We start from the raw sequence: 18,805 nt of genomic DNA on the forward strand, positions 1-18,805 counted from the left end.
CATCGGGGATCCGCGTCGCCATGCTCACACCGTTCCTGCTCTCGTCCCTGTCTCTCGTCGCCCCGATCCAGACCACGCCCTGGGCGCTCACCGACTACGTCCTGCCCGACAACGGGCACGAGTTCGCTCGCTTCGGTACCGCCGTCGCCGTCCACGGCAACCTGGCCGTCGTCGGCGCCGAGAACCAATCGCAGCTGCCGGTCGACAATACCGTGGCCGGCGCCGCCTACCTCTTCGAGCGGCAGCTCGACGGCGGCTGGCTGCAGTTGGCGGAGCTGTGGCCCGAGGACCTGCAGAACACCCCCGCGTTCGGCTCGGCCCTGGCCCTGGAGGGCGGCATCCTGGCCGTCGGCGTACCGGGCGACGACTCCGCGTGCCCGGGACAACTGGGCTGCATCTCCGGCGCCGTCACGATCTTCGAGCAGACGCCTTCGAGCGAGTGGAACCGCCTTCCGCTGATCGTGCCCGCCGACACGATGAAGCTCGCCCGCTTCGGCGCCGCCTTGTCCCTCTCGGGACCCTGGCTGGCCGTGGGTGCGCCCGGTGACGGGAACACGGGCGGCGCCGGCGGCGGCGGGAACGGACCGGGCGCCGTGTACCTCTTCGAGCGCACCGCCGCGGGTCAGTGGATCGAGCGGCAGAAGCTCGCCCCCGCCGACCTGCTGGAGGACGATCGCTTCGGCAACAGCGTGTCGATCCAGGGGGACCGGCTCGTGGTGGGCGCGCCGCCGAAGTCCTTCACCGGTCGCGCCGGGAGCGTGTACACCTTCGAGCTCCAGGGCGGTCAGTGGAGCTCGACCGGCCGCCTGTTCGCGCCGCTCGCCGCGGGCGCGGACGAGCTGGGCTTCAGCGTCGCCCTCGACGGCGACGTGGTCGCCGCCGGCGCGCGCCTGACGACGAACGTCGAGGTCTTCGAGCGGACCGGCGGCGGGGCCTGGGCCCCGGTCCAGACCCTCGACGGCGCCATCGGCGAGTTCGGCTACGCGGTCGCTCTCGACGGGGACGTGCTCGTCGTGGGCGCGCCGTCCGACCTGTCCGCGTCGATCCAGGTCCATCGCCGCGACGCCCAGGGCAACTTCGTCCTGGAGCAGTCGATGGACGCCTCCGGCGCCGGCGTGGTCGCCCAGCTCGGACGCGCGATCGCGATCGAGGGGGGCCTGATCCTGGCCGGGGCGCCCGGCGACACCGTCGGCGGGGCCGAGCCCTCGATGGGCTCCGCCACCTCCTGGGAGCTGGACTTCGTGGTGCCCGAGCCCTCCTGCGACGGAATCCTGGAGCTCTTCGACCCCCAGATCGCGCCGGGCCTCGCCACGGCGCTGGGCCAGTCGATCGACGCCTGGTCCGACGACCTCGTGGCCCTGGGCAGTGCCCAGCACCAGGTCGACGTCCTCGAGCGCCAAGGCTCCCGACTCGCCCTGGCTGCGACCCTCACGATTCCCGGCGCGCCCCTCGGCGACGCCTTCGCCTGGAGCGTGGCCGCCTCCCCCACCACCGTCGCGGTGACGGCCTCCGGCGACGACGAGGCCGGTCCGAACGCCGGCGCGGTCTACGTCTTCGAGAAGCCCGCGGGCCAGTGGCTGCAGACCCAGAAGCTGTTCGGCGCGGGCCCCCTGGGCGACGAGGGCTTCGGCACGTCGGTGGCCACCGACGGAGCGACCCTGCTCGTCGGCGCCCAGAACGCCGGAGTCGGCGGCGCGGCCTTCGTCTTCGAGCGCGACGCCACCGGCTGGGTCCAGGTGGCCGTGCTGTCGCCGCCCGACGTCGGCAGCGGCGACCGCTTCGGCTACCGGGTGGAAGTCCTCGGGGACCGTGCGGCGGTGGCCGGCATCCGCAACGACTCGATCACCTTCGACTCCGGCGCCGTCTGGACCTTCCGCCGCGGAACGGACGGCCAGTGGATTAACGACCAGAAGCTGATCCCGCCCCCCGGCGGCGACGGCGCCTGGTTCGGCAGCGACCTGGCCCTCGACGGCTCGCGGCTGCTGATCGGCGCGCGCCTCTTCGACCTGCCCGCCACCAACGCCGGCGCCGCCTTCCTCTACGCGCTCGACCCCGTCGGCGGTTGGGAGCTCGAGGCCACCCTCGAGCCCCTGGACCCGGAGGCCGAGGCCCTGTTCGGCGCGGCCGTGGACCTGCGCGGGGACAGCGCCCTGGTGGGCGCGCCCCAGAACGACGCCCTGGGCCACGACACCGGCGCGGCCTACCTCTTCCACCGGGTCGGCGGGCAATGGGTGCAGACCGAGAAGCTGCACCGCACCGGCGCCGCCATGAACGAGAACCTCGGCGCCGCCGTCGGCCTGACCGAGGAGCTGGCGTTGGTCGGCGCGTCGGCCAGCGGCCACGACGGGACCATGGCCGTCTTCGTCGACGGGGGCCCGACCCCCGCGCCACGCTTGAGCCTCGACCCCGCGCAGGTGGCCGTGGGCCAGGCGTTCGCCTGGACCGTGTGTCGCGGCGAGCCGGGTAACCCGGTGCTGCTCATGCTGACCGCGGTGGAGACCCTGCCGATCTTCGAGCCCGTGGGCGTCGTGGGCGACGAGCTGGCGCTGCAGGCGCTGGTGGGCGTCTTCGACGACCTCGGCGAATGGCGTGTGCCGGCCACGGCGCCGGCGATCCCGCCCTTCACCCTCCGGTTCGAGGCCTGGGCCCTGGGCTTCGACGCCTCCGTCGTGTCCAGCCCGCCGGCCACGCTCGCGGTGCAATAGCGCGCGGTCCGTCGGGGGGCGGCCCGGGCCGAACCGCGCGCCGCCGCGCCAGCGCGAGCGCCGGGGCTCGACCTCCCTCCGGACCGGGACGGGCTGTGGGGAGCGGGCGCGCGGCGGCGTAGGATCGGCGCTGTGGAAGGTGAGCCCCAAAGCGTCCCCGGTCCCCGTCCCTGGCGCGTCGATGGACCTCGGGCTAGTCGCGACCTGGCGATCGCGCTGGCGCGGCGGCACGCGGCGACGGTGCGTGCGGATCCGCGGGAGCTGGCGCATCCCCTGCGGCTGGTGGTCGCGAGCAGCGCGGCGCGACAACACCTCGCGGCGGACCTCACCGCGGCCCTGGGTCACTCCATCGCGGGCCTGTCGATCACGAGCCTCGAGGGCCTGGCCCTCGAGTGCCTCGAGCGGGGCGGCGTGCGCGCGCCGCGGGGTGAGCGCCTGGCAGGCCTGCTCGTGGAGCGGGCCGCCGCGGACGAACGGGAGCTGAAGCGTCCCCTGGGTGACCTCGAGGGCGGCCTGGCGGCGGCTCGCCGCAGCGTGGCCGACCTCCTGGCCGCCGGCTTCCATCCGGACCACGCGGACTCCCTGGCCGAGCGCCTCGACGACGAGGAGCGCCCGGCCGGCAGCCGCGCCGAGCGCGCGCGGGCAAAGGCCCTGGTGCGCGTGGCGCGCGCGGTCGAGTCGCAGCGCGAGGCCCTGGCCTCTGGCGGGCGTCCGGCGCTCCTGGCCACGGCCGCGGCCACGGTGCGCCGCGGGCTGGTGGGCGGACTGGACCGCACGGTCGTCCTGGCCCTCTCCGACGAGCGCGGCGTGGCCTTGGACCTGGTCGAGGCCCTGGCTTCGCGCGGGGCCACGGTGGTGGTCGAGGAGCCGCTGCTGCCCGGTGAAGAGCAAGTGCTCCCGGGCCCCGAGCGCGAACGCTTCGGCCCGCCGATCGCTCCGCCCGCGGAGCTGGGCGACGAGCTGCAGCTCACGCCGGCCACATTCGAGTACGCCGTGGCCTGCGACGCCGACGCCGAGGCGCGCTTCGCCGCCGACCGTGCGCGGCGCGCGATCGCCGCGGGCGTCGCCCCCGAGCGCATCGCGATCGTCGCCCGTGACCAGCGCCAGCGCGGCGCGCTCCTGCGCGCCCAGCTCGACCGCGCCGGGGTGCCCTGGACCCTGGAGCCCGGCGCCGCGCCCATCGACCCGGGCCTGCACGCCCTGCGCGCCCTCTTGACCCTCGCGGTCGAGGACGGGCGCGCGCCCCTCTCGCGACTGGTCGACGCCATCGATTCCGCGACGTTTCTCGAGCGCGGCGGCTTCGACGTCGGGCCCGAGCCCCTGGCCGACCTGCGCGCGGGCTTCGCCACCCTCGGGCTCGGTCGCCTCGCCGACCTGGCGGCCCTCGACGTGGACGCGCGCCTGCGCTCCGCCGACGGCCTGTCCCTGCCGGTGCGCCGCGGGCTCGAGAGCGACGCGGACGACGACGCGTCGCCCGGCGCCCACGCCCCGCGCCGACGGTTGGCCAAGGGCCTCTTGCAAGCCGCCGCGGACCTCGGTCGCGAGCTGCTCGAGTGCTTGGCCGGCGCGGAACAGGACCTGGTGTCGGTCCACGCCGCGCGCCTGGCCGAGGCCTGCGACCTCTTGGGCTGGGACGCGAGCGGCGCGCCCAGGCGGGTGCTGTCGGAGATCTGCGCGGGGCTCGCGCGCGAGCTGCCCGCCGACCTGGCCCTGACGCGCGGCGAGTGGTTCGAGCTCGTCGCGTCCGCCCTCGAGTCCCGCGGCCGCGCCCAACTGCCGGGCGCCGGTGGCGGCGTGCAACTGCTCTCCGCACCCAACGCCCGGGGCCTGGCCTTCGAGCTGACGATCCTGGTGGGCGTGGAGCGCGACGCGTTCCCGCGCACGCCCCGCGAGGACCCGTTGCTCCCCGACCGAGTGCGCGACCGGCTGCGCGAGGTCTTGCCGGACCTGTCCACCGCCCGCGCGCGCCAAGCCGGGGAGGCGCGCCTGTTCGCCTCACTGCTCGCTTCGGCGCCGACGGTGGTCATCAGCCGCGCGGAGGTTGACGAGACGGGCGCCAACCGCGCGCCGTCGCCCCTCTTGGCGCGCATGGGTGGGGCGCTGCCGGAGCCGGTGGACGTGCGACCCGTACACTCCGCGAGAGGCGCCGACGACGCGCCGCGCTCGGGCCTCGACCACCTGATCCGCGCCAGCCTGGCCGGGGACCGCGAGGCCTTCGCGCCCCTGGCCGCCCTGGCCCTGGCCGAGCTGGACGGCTTGGCGGAGGCGAGCGAACCCCAGCTCGCGGTGGCCGCGGCGCGCGCGGCGGTGCTCGGCGAGGTCGACCGCCCGGCCGCCGGGCCCGAGGGCGAGCGCCTGTCGCCCTGGCTCGGCGCCGTGGGTGCGGCGCGGGCCAACGACCCGCGCGGCGCGCGCCTGTTCGCGACGCTTCTCGAGGACGTGGCCGGCTGCGGTTGGCAGGCCTTCCTGCGGCGGATGCTGCGCCTGGAGCCCGTGGGCGATCCGCTCGAGGCCCTGCCGAGCATCGACACGCGGCTGGTCGGGATCCTGGTCCACGACGTGCTCGAGGCCTGGGTCAATCGCGCGCGCTCGGATGCTGCACCGCGGACCTTGGACGAAGCGCGCGAGGCCGGAGCGGTGCAGGTCCCGCGCCCGGGCGACGCGGAGCTCGAGGCGCTGCTCGTCGAGCGCGCCCAGCGCGTGGCGCGCGACGAGGGCCTGGCCCACCCCGGATTGGTGCGCGTGTTGATCGAGCAGGCGCGGCCGATGCTCAGCATCGCGCGCGAGCTCGAATGGCGCGACGGCGCGCCCCTTTCGACCCTGGGCGCCGAGCTCGAGGGCGAGCTGACCCTGGCCGACTCCGAGGGCGCGGAGCGTCCGATCGCCTTCCGGGCCGACCGGGTGGATCTCGTTGGCGACGGCTCCCTGCGCCTGACCGACTACAAGAGCGGCGCGCCCTTCTCGCGCGACAAGACCGACAAGACGCGCAACAAGAAGCTCATGGCCGCGGTGGCGCAGGGCCAGCGCCTGCAGGCCGCGGCCTATGCGCTCGGCACCGGTGGCGAGGGCCGCTACCTGTTCCTGCGCGCGCCCGCGGACGCCTTCCCGGACGACGCGCGCGAGCTGCGCCTCGCGGCCGGCGACGCAGGCCTCGAGGCGGCCTTCCACGGCGCTGGCGCGGCGGTGCTCGACGCCCTGCGCGAGGGCGCCCTGCCCCCGAGGCTGGTGGACGAGCGGGGCGACGAGCCGGCGCGGTGTAGCTACTGCGAGGTGGCCGAGGCCTGCGTGCGCGGCGACTCGGGCGCGCGGGGTCGCATCAGTGCATTCGTCGAGCGCCTGCGCGGCGCCGGGCCGCCGGAGGACATGACGACCCTCGAGGCCACCTGGTTCGCCCTGTGGGAGCTCGCCTCCGCCAAGGCACCGGAAGCCGCCCCGTCGGCCCAAGAGGATGGGTCGAAGGACGCGGGCAGCGCTCCCGAGCTCGAGGCCGCCGCGAAGCGGAAGTCCGCCAAGAAGAAGGCCGCGAAGAAGCCCTCCGAACCCACGGAGGACGGCCAGTGAAGCTCGACCGCGACAGCCTGCGCGCCGCCGACGCCGCGGCGCGGGTCCACGCCACGACCCAGTTCGACAGCCCGATCGTGCTGCAAGCGGGCGCCGGCACCGGCAAGACGGCGACCCTCGTGGCGCGCATCGTGGCCTGGGTCACCGGTCCCGGTTGGGACTGCGCGCGCGAGCTGCTGGGCGAGGTGGCCGACGCGGGCCAACTGGCGCGCCGCACCCTCTCGGGCGTGGTCGCGATCACCTTCACCGAGGCCGCGGCCTCCGAGATGAGCGAGCGCGTCGGCGGTGCCCTGGCCCAACTCGCGGCGGGCGAGCGCCTGCCGATCGGCCTGCACCGCGAAGCGCTGATCGCGGGTGACGACGAGCTGCGCGCCCGCGCGGCCGCCCTGCGCGGGGCCATGGAGCAGCTGGCCGTCAGCACCATCCACGCCTTCTGCGGTCGTCTGATCGCGGCCCACCCCTTCGAGCTCGGCCGGCACCCGGAGGTGGCCGTGGACGCCGAGGGCGACGCGCTCGAGGCCGTGTCGCGCGAGGTGGTCGAGGACGAGCTGGCCCGCGCCTACGGGGATCCGGGCGACGAGGCCTGGCTGCGTTTGGCGCGCGAGGGGCACGGTCCGGCGGAGATCGCCGAGACCCTGTTCGAGCTGCTCCAGGCCGGGGCGCGGCCCCACCACTTCGAGCTCGATCCCCTGGGCGAGCGGCCGGTGCGCGCCCTGGCGGAGCGGGCGAGCGCGGCCCTGCGCGCCCTGCACGAGCTCTTGGGGCCCAAGGTCGGTGACCTGGGGCGCGCCAAGAAGACCATCGAGCTGGCCCAGGCCCTGTCGGCGGCCCTCGGACACTTCGACCAGGGTCCGCTGGAGCTGGCCGCGGTGCTGCACTGCGTCGACGCGGAGCTGCTCGAGGGCAGCTTCGACGCGAAGTTGACCGAGTTCGCCAAGGGCTCGCTCGGCAAGGCCGAGACCGACGCCCTGGGGGACGACAGCGCCGAGCTCGCCGCGGCGGCGCGCGACGTCCAGGCCCTCCTGCGCCACCTGCGCAAGCTCGACCCGGAGCTGCTGGATGCAGGGCGCGCCGTGATCGCGCCGCTGCTGACCGACGCCCGCGAACGCCTGCGCCGGCGCGGCGTGGCCAGCTTCGACGACCTGCTCGCCGACGCGGCGGACCTGCTCCGCAACGACGCCGCCGCCCTGGAACGCGAGCGCCGGCGCATCGACCAGCTCCTGGTGGACGAGTTCCAGGACACCGACGAGCGCCAGTGCGACATCGTGCGCTGGCTGGCCCTGCGCGGACCGCGCGCCGACCGGCCGGGGCTGTTCGTGGTCGGCGACCCCAAGCAGTCGATCTACGGCTGGCGTCGGGCGGACCTGGCGGCCTTCGAGCGCTTCGTGGCCGACGTGGAGGCCGAGGGCGGCTCGGTGGAGCAGCTGGTGGTGAACTACCGCTCCAGCGAGGCGGTGCTCGACGAGGTCGGGCGCGCCATGGAGTGGGTCATGCTGCCCGAGCCCGGGATCCAGGCGCACTACGAGCCCCTGGTGGTGCCGGCCTCCGGCGCCGACCCCAAGACCGCGCCGCCCGAGGGCGAGCCGGCCCTCGAGTACCGCCTGTACGGCGAGCTGGACACCGAAGGCAGCGCCGCCAAGCTCGGCAAGCTCAGCCGCACCCTGGCCACCCGCCGCGACGCCGAGGCGGTGGCCGAGGACATCGCGGGGCTGCACGCAGCGGGCCGCATCGCCTGGGGCGACTGCGCGATCCTGATGCGATCGACCGGCGACCTGGACCAGTACCTGGACGCCCTCAAACGTCGCGGCGTGCCCTACTCGGTGGCGCGCGACAAGAGCTACTACCGGCGGCGAGAGGTGATCGACGCGGCGGCGCTGCTGCGCGCGATCGCGGACCCCGGCGACCTGCTGGCGCTCGTGACCTGGCTGCGCTCGCCGGCGGTCGGTGTGCCCGACGGGGCGCTGCTACCCCTGTGGCGCGCGGGCCTGCCGGCGCACGCGGTTGCGCTCGACCGCCCGGGTGGCGCGGCCCTGGCCGGGCTCGAGGCCGCGGTGGAGCGCGCTCGGGCCGAATTGCCCGCGGGGCTGCCGGGGCTCGAGCACATCGACGGTTGGCACCACGCGGCCATCGACGGCCTGCGCGCACTCGGCGAGCTGCGCCAGAGCCTGCGCACCGATCCCGCCGAGCTCTTCGTCGACCGCCTGCGGCGGCGCACCCTGGTCGAGGGCACCGAGGCCGCGCGCTTCCTGGGCGCCTACCGCGTCGCGAACCTCGAACGCTTCTTCGCGCGCCTGGTGACGGCCCTCGAGGACGCCGCCGGGGACCAGACCCGCGTGGCCCGCGCCCTGCGCCGCGCCGTGGCCGAGTCGCGCGAGAGCGAGGAGGGCCGCCCGCGCGAGGCCGGCGAGGACGCGGTGCAGGTCATGACGATCCACCGCTCCAAGGGCCTCGAGTTCCGCTGCGTGTACCTGGCCCAGCTCCACAAGGAGAGCGCCGGCAACCGCCTGCCGCCGGTGGAGCTCGAGGGCTACCACGCGCCGTCCGGCGAGGAGCACACCGCCTACGTGCTGTTCGGCGCCCCGAGCCTGGATCGCGACCTGCTCGTGGCCCGCCGCGAGCGCACCGAAGCCGCCGAGCGCGTGCGCACCCTGTACGTCGCCATGACCCGCGCCTCCGCGCGGCTGGTGTGCGGCAGCGGCTGGGTCGACGAGCGCTTCGCGGGCGGGAACGGTCCGCAGTTCGCGAAGAGCCACGCGGAGCTGCTCGATGCCCGGGAGGGCGTGCCCACCGACCTGGGGGCGCTGCTCGCACAGCTGGCGGGCGAGGACCCGGCGGAGGCCTTCGTGGACGACGCCCACGGGGCGCGCTTCCGCCTGGTGGCGCCGGACGACGGGGCCACGGCCGCCGGGCGCGAGGAGGTCCGGCCGACGGACCTGGCCCGCGCCGCCCGCGACGTGGCGACCTTGGTCGCCGCCCGCGCAGCGGCCCGCGAGCGCGCCGCGCGACCCCTGGTGGCACCCGCCTCCGCGGACGCCCACCACCTGCTCGAGCGCGCCTTCGCCGAATCGCGCTTGAGTTCGGAGGACAACCGGACAGCCGCGCCCGCCGACGCGACCAGCCTCGGTTCCCAGGCTGCCATGTGGATCGGCTCCGCCGTACACGGCGCCCTGGAAGCCTTGGACCTGGAAGCGGACCTCGGCCCCCAGCTCGACGCCGCAGAAGCCCAGGCCCTCGAACAGCTCGCGGTGACCTTCAGCGGCGAGACCCGCGACGCCGGGCTGGACCGCGCGCGCGCGCTGTTCGAAGCCCTGCGCACGGGCCCGCTACCGACGCGCCTGGTCGAGCTGCGCGAGGGCCTCCTCGCCCGCGAGCTGCCCGTCCTGCTGCCCCCCGCCCCCGAAGAATTCGCGCCGACGGATCCCCTCGGGGCCTGGAGCGGCGCCATCGACCTCGTCTACCGCGACCCCGGCACGGACGAGGTCGTCGTGGTCGACTTCAAGACCGACGCCGTCGAATCGAAGGCCGCGAGAGTCGAGCGCGAGACCGTCTACGCCCCCCAACTCGCCCGCTACGCCCGCGCCGTGCAAGAAGCCCTGGACCTGCCCCGCCGCCCGAGGTGCGAGCTGTGGTGGATCGCGACGGGCGAGATCTCGACCGTGCTCGATCCGATCGGTTGAGGGGGGAGATCACCCGAGACGGTTGGGCGCTCAGGCGTACGCCACCCCTGTGATGGCGTCGACAACGACCGGGGCTGCGGACCTCTACCGCTTCTTCCTGGTTCGCATTCTTGCAGTCGAAGCCGCCTTCTTCCTGGCCGGCCGCTCGCGATCCACCTTGGCCGCGCCGACTTGGTCTCCGCCGCCTCCCCCGAGCCCAGGAGGAATCCTGGGCGTCTCGTCCGGGGCGGTTGCCGACAGCATCTGCATGACCGAGGCGATGACTTGCAGAATTGTCAGCAGACCGGCGACAACGCCGATCGCTATCGCGAGAGGCATCAGGGAGTCGACATACAACACCCCCAAGCGGGTTGCCAGTCCGAGGTAGATCGCACCTGCGAGTCCTGTGTAGACGGCGAGGTCTCGATTGCTCCTGAAGGCTCCCAGGAGCATGTTCGGGAAGCTCGTGAAGCTCCCAAGGAAGTTCGAGCGGCTGCCGTTGTCCTCTATCGGGTGCACCGGAAGTGGTGTGACCAGGTTGGCAGTCGTCCTGCCTTTCACGGGCCATCCGAAAAGCACCGCGAGGACCGCGACACCCCAGACGACCTTCAGCAGCGCCAGGACCATTGCGATCGCAGGCCGGTAGCTCGAGATAGCCATCGCGTCGCCAGCGGCGGCATAGGCCGAGATCTCGCTCGAATAGACGAATGGCTGGGCCAAGCCGTAGGCCACCCCGATGACCAGAATTGCGGAGGTGCCGAATCGAAGGTAGAAAGCCCAGCCGAGCACGATGGGGCTCAGGAACCCCAGGCACAGTGAGAACGACTCGTGCAGCCTGAAGGCCACCGCGGGGTTGAGTCGGAACACCGAATAGACGACCCCCAGGTACCCAACCACGATCGATGACAGCAGAAGCCACGTGTAGACCGCTCGGCGCAGCCGGAACTGATTCCCGCGAGTCACCACGAAGTAGATCACTACCAGCGTGATCGCATTCAGATTGTCGAGGGTCGAAGCCATGACGCTGCGGAGCATCACCCCCCAATCCTCGAGCAGATACAGGCTCAACCACGCCGCCGCCATGAGCACCCAGAAGACGAGCCAAATCGCGACGGCCAAACGCTGATACTCGTGCAGCACCAGACCCTGGGCGCCGTCCCTCTCGGCGCCGAGTCCGTCACGGGCCTGCACGCCTCCGAGTCGCGCGCGTCGAAAGAGCAACAGCACCCCGAGAAGGGTCGCCAGGGAGAGACTAATGGCGAGGTTTGCCCCCTGGGCGAACCGCGCCGCGGGCGAAGACTTGCCCTGGACCTCCCAACGGTTGAGGAGTTCGTTCAGCCACAGGCGGAGCTCCAACCTCTCTCCCGATGCTCCACGCTTGACGTCTACCAGGATCGTCGCCACCTGACCGGATTCGAACTCCGTCTCGTGCAGCGCGATCAGCGTCGCGTTGCTCCACAGCCTCGAACCGACGCTCTCACAGAGACCCTGGGCCGTTACCTGGACCTTGTCGAGGCTCAACCACTTCAGTCCTGGTACGTGGCGAGAGATTGCGACCTGGACGGGCGCGGAGAGCTTCAGATCCAACGGCAGGAGTTCCCCGTCGGACTTGCGAACCCGCGCGACGACCACTCGATAGGGCTCCTCGCTTTCGAGGTCCCGAATCAGCTCGGGGAGCACCAAGCCCTGGATGAGCTCGAGCAACGCCGCCGATTCTGGCGAGTTGCTCGGCAGTACTTCGGTCGCGGCGCCCGCAGCCTGCGGGTGCCCCGGGGCCCCCGCCGATCCCGTGAAATCCGGATCCGCGGGCGGGCCGCCGCCTGCGGACTTGCCGGGTTCGCGCTCCGCGGCACCAGGTCCCATTCCAGGCATGGTCGCGGCGCTGGCCAGCGAAACGGCCAAGAGGGCCGGCACGAGCACACGCCAAACGGACACCAATGCAATCAATCCCATGGTCAGACCCCATTCCTCCACCTTGCTGCCCGCATCGGCCCGAGAGCCGCCCGGCGTCCACGACCCGGCACCTCCATGAACGCAAAGAGAGGGGGCCGTCGGCGGGATTCTCGATCAGGGCTGCGGCGTGGGGCCCTAGGCCGGTCCGCCAGCGACTGTAGAGGGGCTCTGGTTCCGCTCCAGCGCCCGACAGACAAGCGTAAGGCCAACGTAAACCGACAACCGGCTTCGTGCGGGACGCCGTTCCTGATCTGTGGCGGCGCACGGCCGCACTCCTCGTTCCCTTCTGCTCACTCCTCGCGCGCTCGAGGGCGCCCGCGGGGGTCGCGAGGGACCGGAGGCCATCTACCGGGTCCGATCTCCGTCCCCAAAGCCACACCCATGAACCACGGCAACCTGAGCCGCGACATCACCGCTCCGCGTTCGAAGTTCTACCACGGCCCGTTCGGCCGGCTCTTCCGCGAGCTTCCGCCCTGGGTACCGCCGGGCAAGACCGACGCGGAGCGCGAGCGCTACCTTCGCAATGCGGCGTCGACCATGTTCGAGGCGGCTGGAAGCAGTGACAGCTTCGACAACTCGAAGATCCCTGCGGGCTACACCTACTTCGGGCAGTTCATCGACCACGACATCACCTTCGACCCGACGTCGAGCCTGCAGAAGCAGAACGATCCGGACCGGCTGCAGAACTTCCGCACGCCGCGGCTGGACCTCGACAACGTCTACGGCGAGGGGCCCGGCGACGAGCCGTTCATGTACGACCGGCGCGAGGGTCGCGGGGGCGAGTTCCTGCTCGGCAAGGGGCGCAAGCTTCCGGCGGATCTGCAGGACAGCGAGATCGCCATGTCCGAGCTGGAGGCGACCGGTGAAGACGACCTGCCCCGCAACGAGCAGGGCCGCGCTCTGATCGGCGACATGCGGAACGACGAGAACCTGATCGTCTCGCAGCTCCAACTGGCGTTCCTGAAGCTCCACAACAAGGTCCTGCGTCGCGTCAAGGCCGACGAGGGGCTGACCGGTGACGAGGCGTTCGAGCGGACCCAACAGGTCGTGCGCTGGCACTACCAGTACGTGGTGATCCACGACTTCCTGCGCGACCGGGTCGTGAGCAAGGAGCTGGTCGACGACATCCTGCCGGACCTCGACGCGACCGGTCCGCAGAACGCCAACCTCTACTTCTACGACTGGAGCCACCAACCGTTCATCCCGGTCGAGTTCTCCGTCGCCGCCTACCGGCTGGGGCACAGCATGGTGCGGCCTTCGTACCAGATGAACGCCGGGGTGTCGGCGCTGCCCATCTTCCTGCCCGCCGGCGCCGGTCACGACGAGGACCTGCGCGGCTTCAGGCCCCTGCCGGAGGGACGCACCGCGGACTGGAAGACGTTCTTCGAGATCAGTGGCTCGAACCCGCAGAAGAGCCGCAAGCTCGACGGCAAGCTCTCGCCGGCGTTGATGAACCTGCCGTTCGACGGCAACTCCTCGCTGGCCTTCCTGAACCTGGCTCGGGGCTGGCGCATGGGCCTGCCGAGCGGCCAGGCCATCGCTCGGGCCATGGCCCTCCCGGAGGACCAGATCATCCCGAACTCCGAGCTCGGCATCGCCAACTCGGGGGTCAACGAGGCACCCCTGTGGTTCTACATCCTCAAGGAGGCCGAGCTGCAGCAGGGCGGCGAGCGCCTGGGCGCCGTGGGCGGACGCATCGTGGCCGAGGTCCTGATCGGACTGATCCTCGGTGACCCGCGCAGCTACCTGAACATCCACCCGCGCTTCGAGCCGACGATCGGCAAGACCATGGGCGAGCTGCTCGACTTCGCCGGGACGTCGGTCGCTCCCTGAGACGGCGACCTCGCGTCGACGAGAAGGCCCGCCGGCACATTGCGTGCGCCGGCGGGCCTGTTCACTTCAAGGGGCCTCCCGGCCCCTCGGAATCAGTTGCAGATCGTCGCCGCGAAGCCGGGCGAGATCGAGAAGCCCTCGGGCGCGGCCGCGTCGGTGACGAAGGCCTGCACGAACAGGGTCTGGCCGATCAGGCCGGGCGAGTTCGACAGCGGCACCGACAGCGTGATCTGACCGAAGACGTCCAGCAGTACGCTCGGCGTCAGGATCGGCAGGACCAGCAGCGACCCACCCAAGGCCGGGATGTCGGCGGACTGCAGGCCGACCACGATGGTCGCGACCGATTGAGGCCGACCGTTCTTGACCGCCACGACGAACTCGGTATTGCCCGATTGCGCCGGTTGGCCCTTGGCGTCGATGGTCGGTACCTGACCGCCGAGCCCCGCGACGCCCGCGCCGTAGATCGAGGGCTGGCAGAAGCTCGGGCTCGGGTTGAGGGTGAAGATCTCCAGGTCGTCGATGTTCCAGCCGCCGAGGTTGAGCCCGCCGTCGGACTCGAGCCGGAACTCGAGCTCGACGCTCGGGTCACCGTCGGCGGAGGAGATGTCCAGCTCGAAGTTCGTCCAGGCCGTGTCCACCAGGTTGCCGTTCTGCGGGTTCTCCCACACGGTGGCGCCGTTCAGGCGGATCTGGGCCTGGTCGAAGATGGCCTCCTCGACCGTCAACCAGCGCTGGAAGCGCAGGGTCGCGCCGTTCGCACCGCTGAGGTCGATCAGGGGCGAGCGCAGGAAGTTGATCACGTCCGGCTGGTAGGCGCCGTTGAAGCCGTCCGGCCCCAGGTCGTTGCCCCACACGTTCAGGCCGCTCACGGCCTGGTCCGGATCATTCCAGGCGATACCGCTCGAGACGCCGCCCTTGCCGCCCGGGACGCCGCGCTGCCAGTCGTCCTGGGTCTGCACTTGGGCGTGGGTCCAGCCGTTGTCGGTCGGGCCGTCGAAGTTCTCGGAGAACTGCACCTCGAGCTGACCGACGGTGAAGCGCGCCGGCGCGGCCGCGCCGTCCTCGGGCCAAGTCTTGGTGTTGCCGAGGTTGTCGGTCACCTCGACCCAGTAGTCCACCTGGGCGGGTGAAGGCACGCCGGGGATCAAGCCCGCGTAGGTGGCGCCACCATTGTTCGACATGGCCACGGTCTGGACGCCGGCGCCCGCGTCGAACTTCAGCTCGACTTGGGTCAGCGATCCACCGATCAGCGAAGCTGCGACCACGGCCACTCCGTAGGGACCAGCCTCGTCGAGGCTGTCGGAGACCGCAGCCAAGTTGGCGACCGCGATCAACGAGAGCTCGTAGCCGGGGAAGCCCTGCTCCAGGAAGGCCCCGTCGATCTCGGCGTAGTTGGGCGTGCCGTTGTCGATGTTGCCGTCGTTGTCGTCCAGGGTCAGCAACTGGATCTCGATCACGCTGTCGATCGTGCCTTGGTCGTAGCCGTTCATCCAGCCACTCAGGAGCTGGTCGGCGACCAGGCCGCCGACGGCAGTGCCGTACTTGGTCTGCAGGTTGCGCCGCACCTTCCACATGGCGCCCATGTGGACCTGACCGTCGGTGTGCACCGCGCCGTAGCAGCCGCCGTTGCCGTCGCCGCAGTATTGCAGGGTGTTCTCACCGCTGCGGATGATCGTGCTGCCGCCGGAGAAGCCCGAGCCCACGATCGGGGTGTCGAACAGGTACATGGCGAAGACGTCGGCGTTGCCTTCGCCGAAGCCGTCCGAGCCGTTGAAGCTGCCATAGCGGTCGTTCAGCCAGTGGCCCTGCTCGTGGGCGATCACGGTCGAGTAGGCCGTGTTCACGCAGCCGCCGCCGGGCAGGAAGTAGTTGGTGCTGGAGCCGTCGTAGAAGGCGTTGCAGTTGCTGATCGTAAACGTCCCGAAGTCCGTGAAGTCCTCGTTGACCTCGGAGTTGTTGACGAAGTCCATGGCTCCGTCGGTCGGGTTCAGGCTGCGGATCCAGTCACGCATCGCGTTGAGCGTCACGAAGACGTTCGACTGGGAGGTGACCTGGGCGTCGCCCGTCGGGTTCATCAAGACCGTGTTCCCGGTCCCGCTCAGGGACTGGGTGATCACGTGCTCGGCGCCCTGATCGTTGAAGACGTCGTTGAAGCTGCCCTCGTACTGGAAGGTGACGTTCAACGGCCCGCTGACGCCGGGGAAGTTGAAGAAGCCGTTCTGGTCGGTGAAGACCGAGCCGGCCGAGCTGTCCACGCGCATGTAGGCGGCGGGCACCTGGACCTCGGGGTTCGAGGCCGAGTCGGGCTGGGTGCCGGGGGTGGCGTTGGTCAGCACCTGGCCGCCCACGTCGAAGAAGTGGATCAGGTCCTCGTCGACCACCAGGCGCGGGCTGCCCTCGGCGGCCACCGCGTAGCGCCGGGCGAAGACCGCGCCGGACTGCTCGAAGCGCAGGTCCAGCTCCCAGGCGGCGACCGGCGCGCGGAGCTTGCCCTGCTGCTCCTGCACCATGACCAGGCGCGGCTCGCCGACCTCGGTCGGGGCCAGGCCGGTGGTCTGCACGAAGGACGTCACGGCGGCGGCGCGCGCCATGGCGCTCGACACCGTCGGCCGCACCGAGAACTCGGACAGGTTCGGCAGGCCCGTGCTGTCCAGGGCCAGGAGCGTGCCGTCCATGCCGAGCAGCACGTTGACCTTGCCCCCGCGCACGGGGATGCCGTCGACCACCTGGCCGAAGCTGACCACGACCTTGTCGCTGCTGCCGCCGAAGCTCAGGGGCAGGTAGGTCACGGTCGGCTCGCCGAGGGCCTCGAGGTCCACGCCGAGCAGGCCGTGGGCGCTCTCGAGGAAGCCCAGGGCCTGGGCGACGTAGTCACCGTCGACCCGGGGGGTGGTGCTGGCGGCGACGCTGCCGCCAAAGAGGAAGGCCGCGTGGCCGGTGCCCGCGTCCCGGCGCAGGTGCCAGGAGGGCCCGTGCTCGGCGCGCCAGGTCGCCAGGCCTGCGGTCAGGTCCGGCGAGCGATCGGGGAGCCCCTGGGCCTCCAGTTGGCCGGCGTGGGCGGAGAGGGCGAGGGGTACGCAGAGGACGGCCGCCGAGAGGGCGGTCAGGGTCGCTCGAGTCATGGGTCGGGGAGGGACGGTTGCGGCGCCGCCGGGGAGTGGGGGGTAGCGGCGCCGGGGGGAACGGCGGGGCGCGGTTGCGGCCGATCGGACGGGACTCCGCCCGGGCAGTCCGGCCGCAGGGCCCCGGACCAGTCTTCCCGACGATCGGGAGCGCGCCCTCGGTTCCCCTCAATCCCCGCAGGAGGGACGCCACACCCGCCGCCTGGCCGTCGTTCCAGACCACGCGCACGCCCCGACCGTCTCCGGTCCGGTCGCCGGTTACGCCGATCGAACAGGCCCCGGGGGCCTTCCGGGGGCCGCTTGGGGGTGCCCACTTCGGGACTACTCAACTCGAACGGGTACACGGCGTCCGCTAGGGCCCATGAGCCCTCTCCTAGACCCGTGCCCCCCGAGCAAACATTCCCGCACGAACTCCACGCGCCGATTGCCGGCGCAACAAAAGCTCATGATCGGATCCGCACTCACCTTGTTCGTCGCCGCCCTCCTCAGCGGCTTGATCGGCTACCTCGACCTGATCGGCTCGGCCTCTGTCTTCGCTCAGATGGCCTTCTGGGTCTTCCTCGCGCTCTTCGCCGTGGCGCTGGGCGTCGGCGGCCTACGCCGGCCCGCCTACTGAGCTGACGGTGCAGGGGCTCGGGCCTCGGAGCTCGCGCCTCGGGGGCCTGGGGCGCAGAGACTCGCGCGCAAGCGCTCGAATCCCGTGACTCGAGTTCAGAGGGGCCGACGCAACGCGAAGGGGTGGAACTCCCGACCGTCGCGCACCGTGTACTTGCGCTCGAAGTTGGTCCCGACCATCTCCCCCTCGCGAGCCGACGCCGGGGGCTGGTAGTCGATCCGCTCGAGGGTCGCGCGCTCCAGGACCTCGGCCACCCACTCGGCGTACTCCGGGTGGTCGGTCACGATCCGCAACTGCCCGCCGGGGGCGACGATCCGCTCGAGCTCGGGCAGGAAGGCCGCGCTGACCAGGCGTCGCTTGTGGTGGCGCTTCTTCGGCCAGGGATCGGGGAAGTAGACGTGCACCGCCTGTAGGCTCTGGCTCGGCACGTGGTCGCGCACCAACACCGTCGCGTCCATCGAGGTCGTGCGGCAGTTGAGCAGGCCGCCCCGCCGCAACCGGTCGGCCATGTAGGCCGCGTACTTCCCCATGTACTCGACGCCGAAGAAGCTGACCTCGGGCCGCGCTGCCGCCTCCTGGGCCAGGAACGTGCCCTTGCCCGAACCGATCTCGAGTTCCACGGGCCGCTCGGCCTCGAACAGCGCGGCCCAGTCGATGGGCTTCGCGAGGTCTTCGGGGCGGACGGCGATCGGGCTCGTGTCGAGGAGTCGTTGGAGGCGCATCGTCGGGTTGGGTCGAGGGGCGCAGGATAGCACGGGCTCCCACCGCACCGGACGGCTCGCGACCGCCCTCGTCGGCCTCACCTGCTTGGCCCTGGCGGCCTGCGCAACGCCCGCGGCCGAGGTTCCCTCAGCCGCCGGGCGGCTCGACCGACTCTCGTGGCTCGTCGGCGACTGGCGCCGGTTGGACCGACCCAACGCCGCGGGCGAGCGTTGGTGGCGCGACGGCAACCAACTGCGCGCCGAGGCCTGGCACACCGGCGAGCACGGGCAGGAGCTCGACGAGCGCTTGACGATCGAGGCGCGGGGCGACGAGCTGGTCTACATCGCCGAGGTCGTGGGCAAGGCCGGTTCGCCGACCGAGTTCCTGCTGACCCAGCAGTCCGCCGGCGTGGTCGCCTTCGAGAACCGGGCGCACTTGCGGCCCTGGCGCATCGAGTACGTGTCGAACAGCGCCCTGCTCCTGGCCCGGGTGCACTTCGCGGCCGCCGGCGGCCAAAAGAGCAAGGTGCTGGAGATCCCCTTCGCGCGGCCGGACAAATAGGAGCGCGACGGAGACGAACCATGTCGACCCTCCCGAGCGTCGTGCCGAGCGCAGAGGTGATCTGCGGCAGGCTACTCGGGCCGCGGATCCGTTCCG

Annotated in this window: 9 protein-coding genes; 6 read left to right on the forward strand and 3 right to left on the reverse strand. The window is 72.1% G+C overall.

What is annotated here, in order from left to right:
• Positions 1 to 20: 20 nt before the first annotated feature.
• From Pla133_RS18505 to Pla133_RS18515, 3 genes are all read left to right on the forward strand, one after another.
• Positions 21 to 2,705 carry a hypothetical protein gene (locus Pla133_RS18505; protein WP_145067964.1) on the forward strand — a complete coding sequence of 895 codons (2,685 nt, stop codon included), beginning with the start codon at positions 21 to 23 and terminating at the stop codon, positions 2,703 to 2,705.
• 132 nt (positions 2,706 to 2,837) lie between these two features.
• Entirely contained in the window at positions 2,838 to 6,266 is a 3,429-nt protein-coding gene (locus Pla133_RS18510) for a PD-(D/E)XK nuclease family protein (RefSeq protein WP_145067967.1), read from the forward strand.
• A complete protein-coding gene (locus Pla133_RS18515; RefSeq protein WP_145067969.1) occupies positions 6,263 to 9,943 on the forward strand; it encodes a UvrD-helicase domain-containing protein in 3,681 nt (1,226 codons plus the stop codon). Before Pla133_RS18510 ends, Pla133_RS18515 begins: the two co-directional genes overlap by 4 nt.
• 84 nt (positions 9,944 to 10,027) lie before the next feature.
• On the opposite strand, the gene Pla133_RS18520 is transcribed toward Pla133_RS18515, so the two are convergent.
• The gene (locus Pla133_RS18520) at positions 10,028 to 11,626 is read right to left on the reverse strand and encodes a hypothetical protein (protein WP_145067970.1); all 1,599 of its coding nucleotides are present in this window, start codon (positions 11,624 to 11,626) and stop codon (positions 10,028 to 10,030) included.
• A 630-nt stretch (positions 11,627 to 12,256) separates the two neighbouring features.
• Here Pla133_RS18520 and Pla133_RS18525 point away from each other — a divergent pair.
• Entirely contained in the window at positions 12,257 to 13,708 is a 1,452-nt protein-coding gene (locus Pla133_RS18525) for a peroxidase family protein (protein WP_145067973.1), read from the forward strand.
• Between the two features lie 92 nt (positions 13,709 to 13,800).
• Here the strand turns inward: Pla133_RS18525 and Pla133_RS18530 are convergent, their stop codons facing one another.
• Positions 13,801 to 16,830, reverse strand: a complete 3,030-nt coding sequence (locus tag Pla133_RS18530) for a hypothetical protein (protein WP_145067975.1) — start codon at positions 16,828 to 16,830, stop codon at positions 13,801 to 13,803.
• A 445-nt stretch (positions 16,831 to 17,275) separates the two neighbouring features.
• Between Pla133_RS18530 and Pla133_RS18535 the strand changes: the two genes are divergently transcribed.
• On the forward strand, positions 17,276 to 17,446 hold the full coding sequence (locus Pla133_RS18535) for a DUF1328 domain-containing protein (protein WP_145067977.1): 171 nt from the start codon (positions 17,276 to 17,278) through the stop codon (positions 17,444 to 17,446).
• Between the two features lie 95 nt (positions 17,447 to 17,541).
• Here the strand turns inward: Pla133_RS18535 and trmB are convergent, their stop codons facing one another.
• A complete protein-coding gene (trmB, locus tag Pla133_RS18540; RefSeq protein ID WP_145067979.1) occupies positions 17,542 to 18,168 on the reverse strand; it encodes a tRNA (guanosine(46)-N7)-methyltransferase TrmB in 627 nt (208 codons plus the stop codon).
• A gap of 181 nt (positions 18,169 to 18,349) precedes the next feature.
• Here trmB and Pla133_RS18545 point away from each other — a divergent pair, with 181 nt between their 5' ends.
• Positions 18,350 to 18,709 (forward strand): hypothetical protein, encoded by a 360-nt coding sequence (locus Pla133_RS18545; RefSeq protein ID WP_145067981.1) that lies wholly within the window; start codon positions 18,350 to 18,352, stop codon positions 18,707 to 18,709.
• Positions 18,710 to 18,805 lie beyond the last annotated feature (96 nt).

The organism is Engelhardtia mirabilis (assembly GCF_007748095.1).
Taxonomy (GTDB): domain Bacteria; phylum Planctomycetota; class UBA1135; order UBA1135.

Bases quoted from the DNA above. Each gene is read 5' to 3' on its own strand.
- Pla133_RS18530 (WP_145067975.1), bottom strand. From the start codon at position 16,830: ATGACTCGAGCGACCCTGACCGCCCTCTCGGCGGCCGTCCTCTGCGTA.
- Pla133_RS18505 (WP_145067964.1), top strand. From the start codon at position 21: ATGCTCACACCGTTCCTGCTCTCGTCCCTGTCTCTCGTCGCCCCGATC.
- Pla133_RS18535 (WP_145067977.1), top strand. From the start codon at position 17,276: ATGATCGGATCCGCACTCACCTTGTTCGTCGCCGCCCTCCTCAGCGGC.
- trmB (WP_145067979.1), bottom strand. From the start codon at position 18,168: ATGCGCCTCCAACGACTCCTCGACACGAGCCCGATCGCCGTCCGCCCC.
- Pla133_RS18525 (WP_145067973.1), top strand. From the start codon at position 12,257: ATGAACCACGGCAACCTGAGCCGCGACATCACCGCTCCGCGTTCGAAG.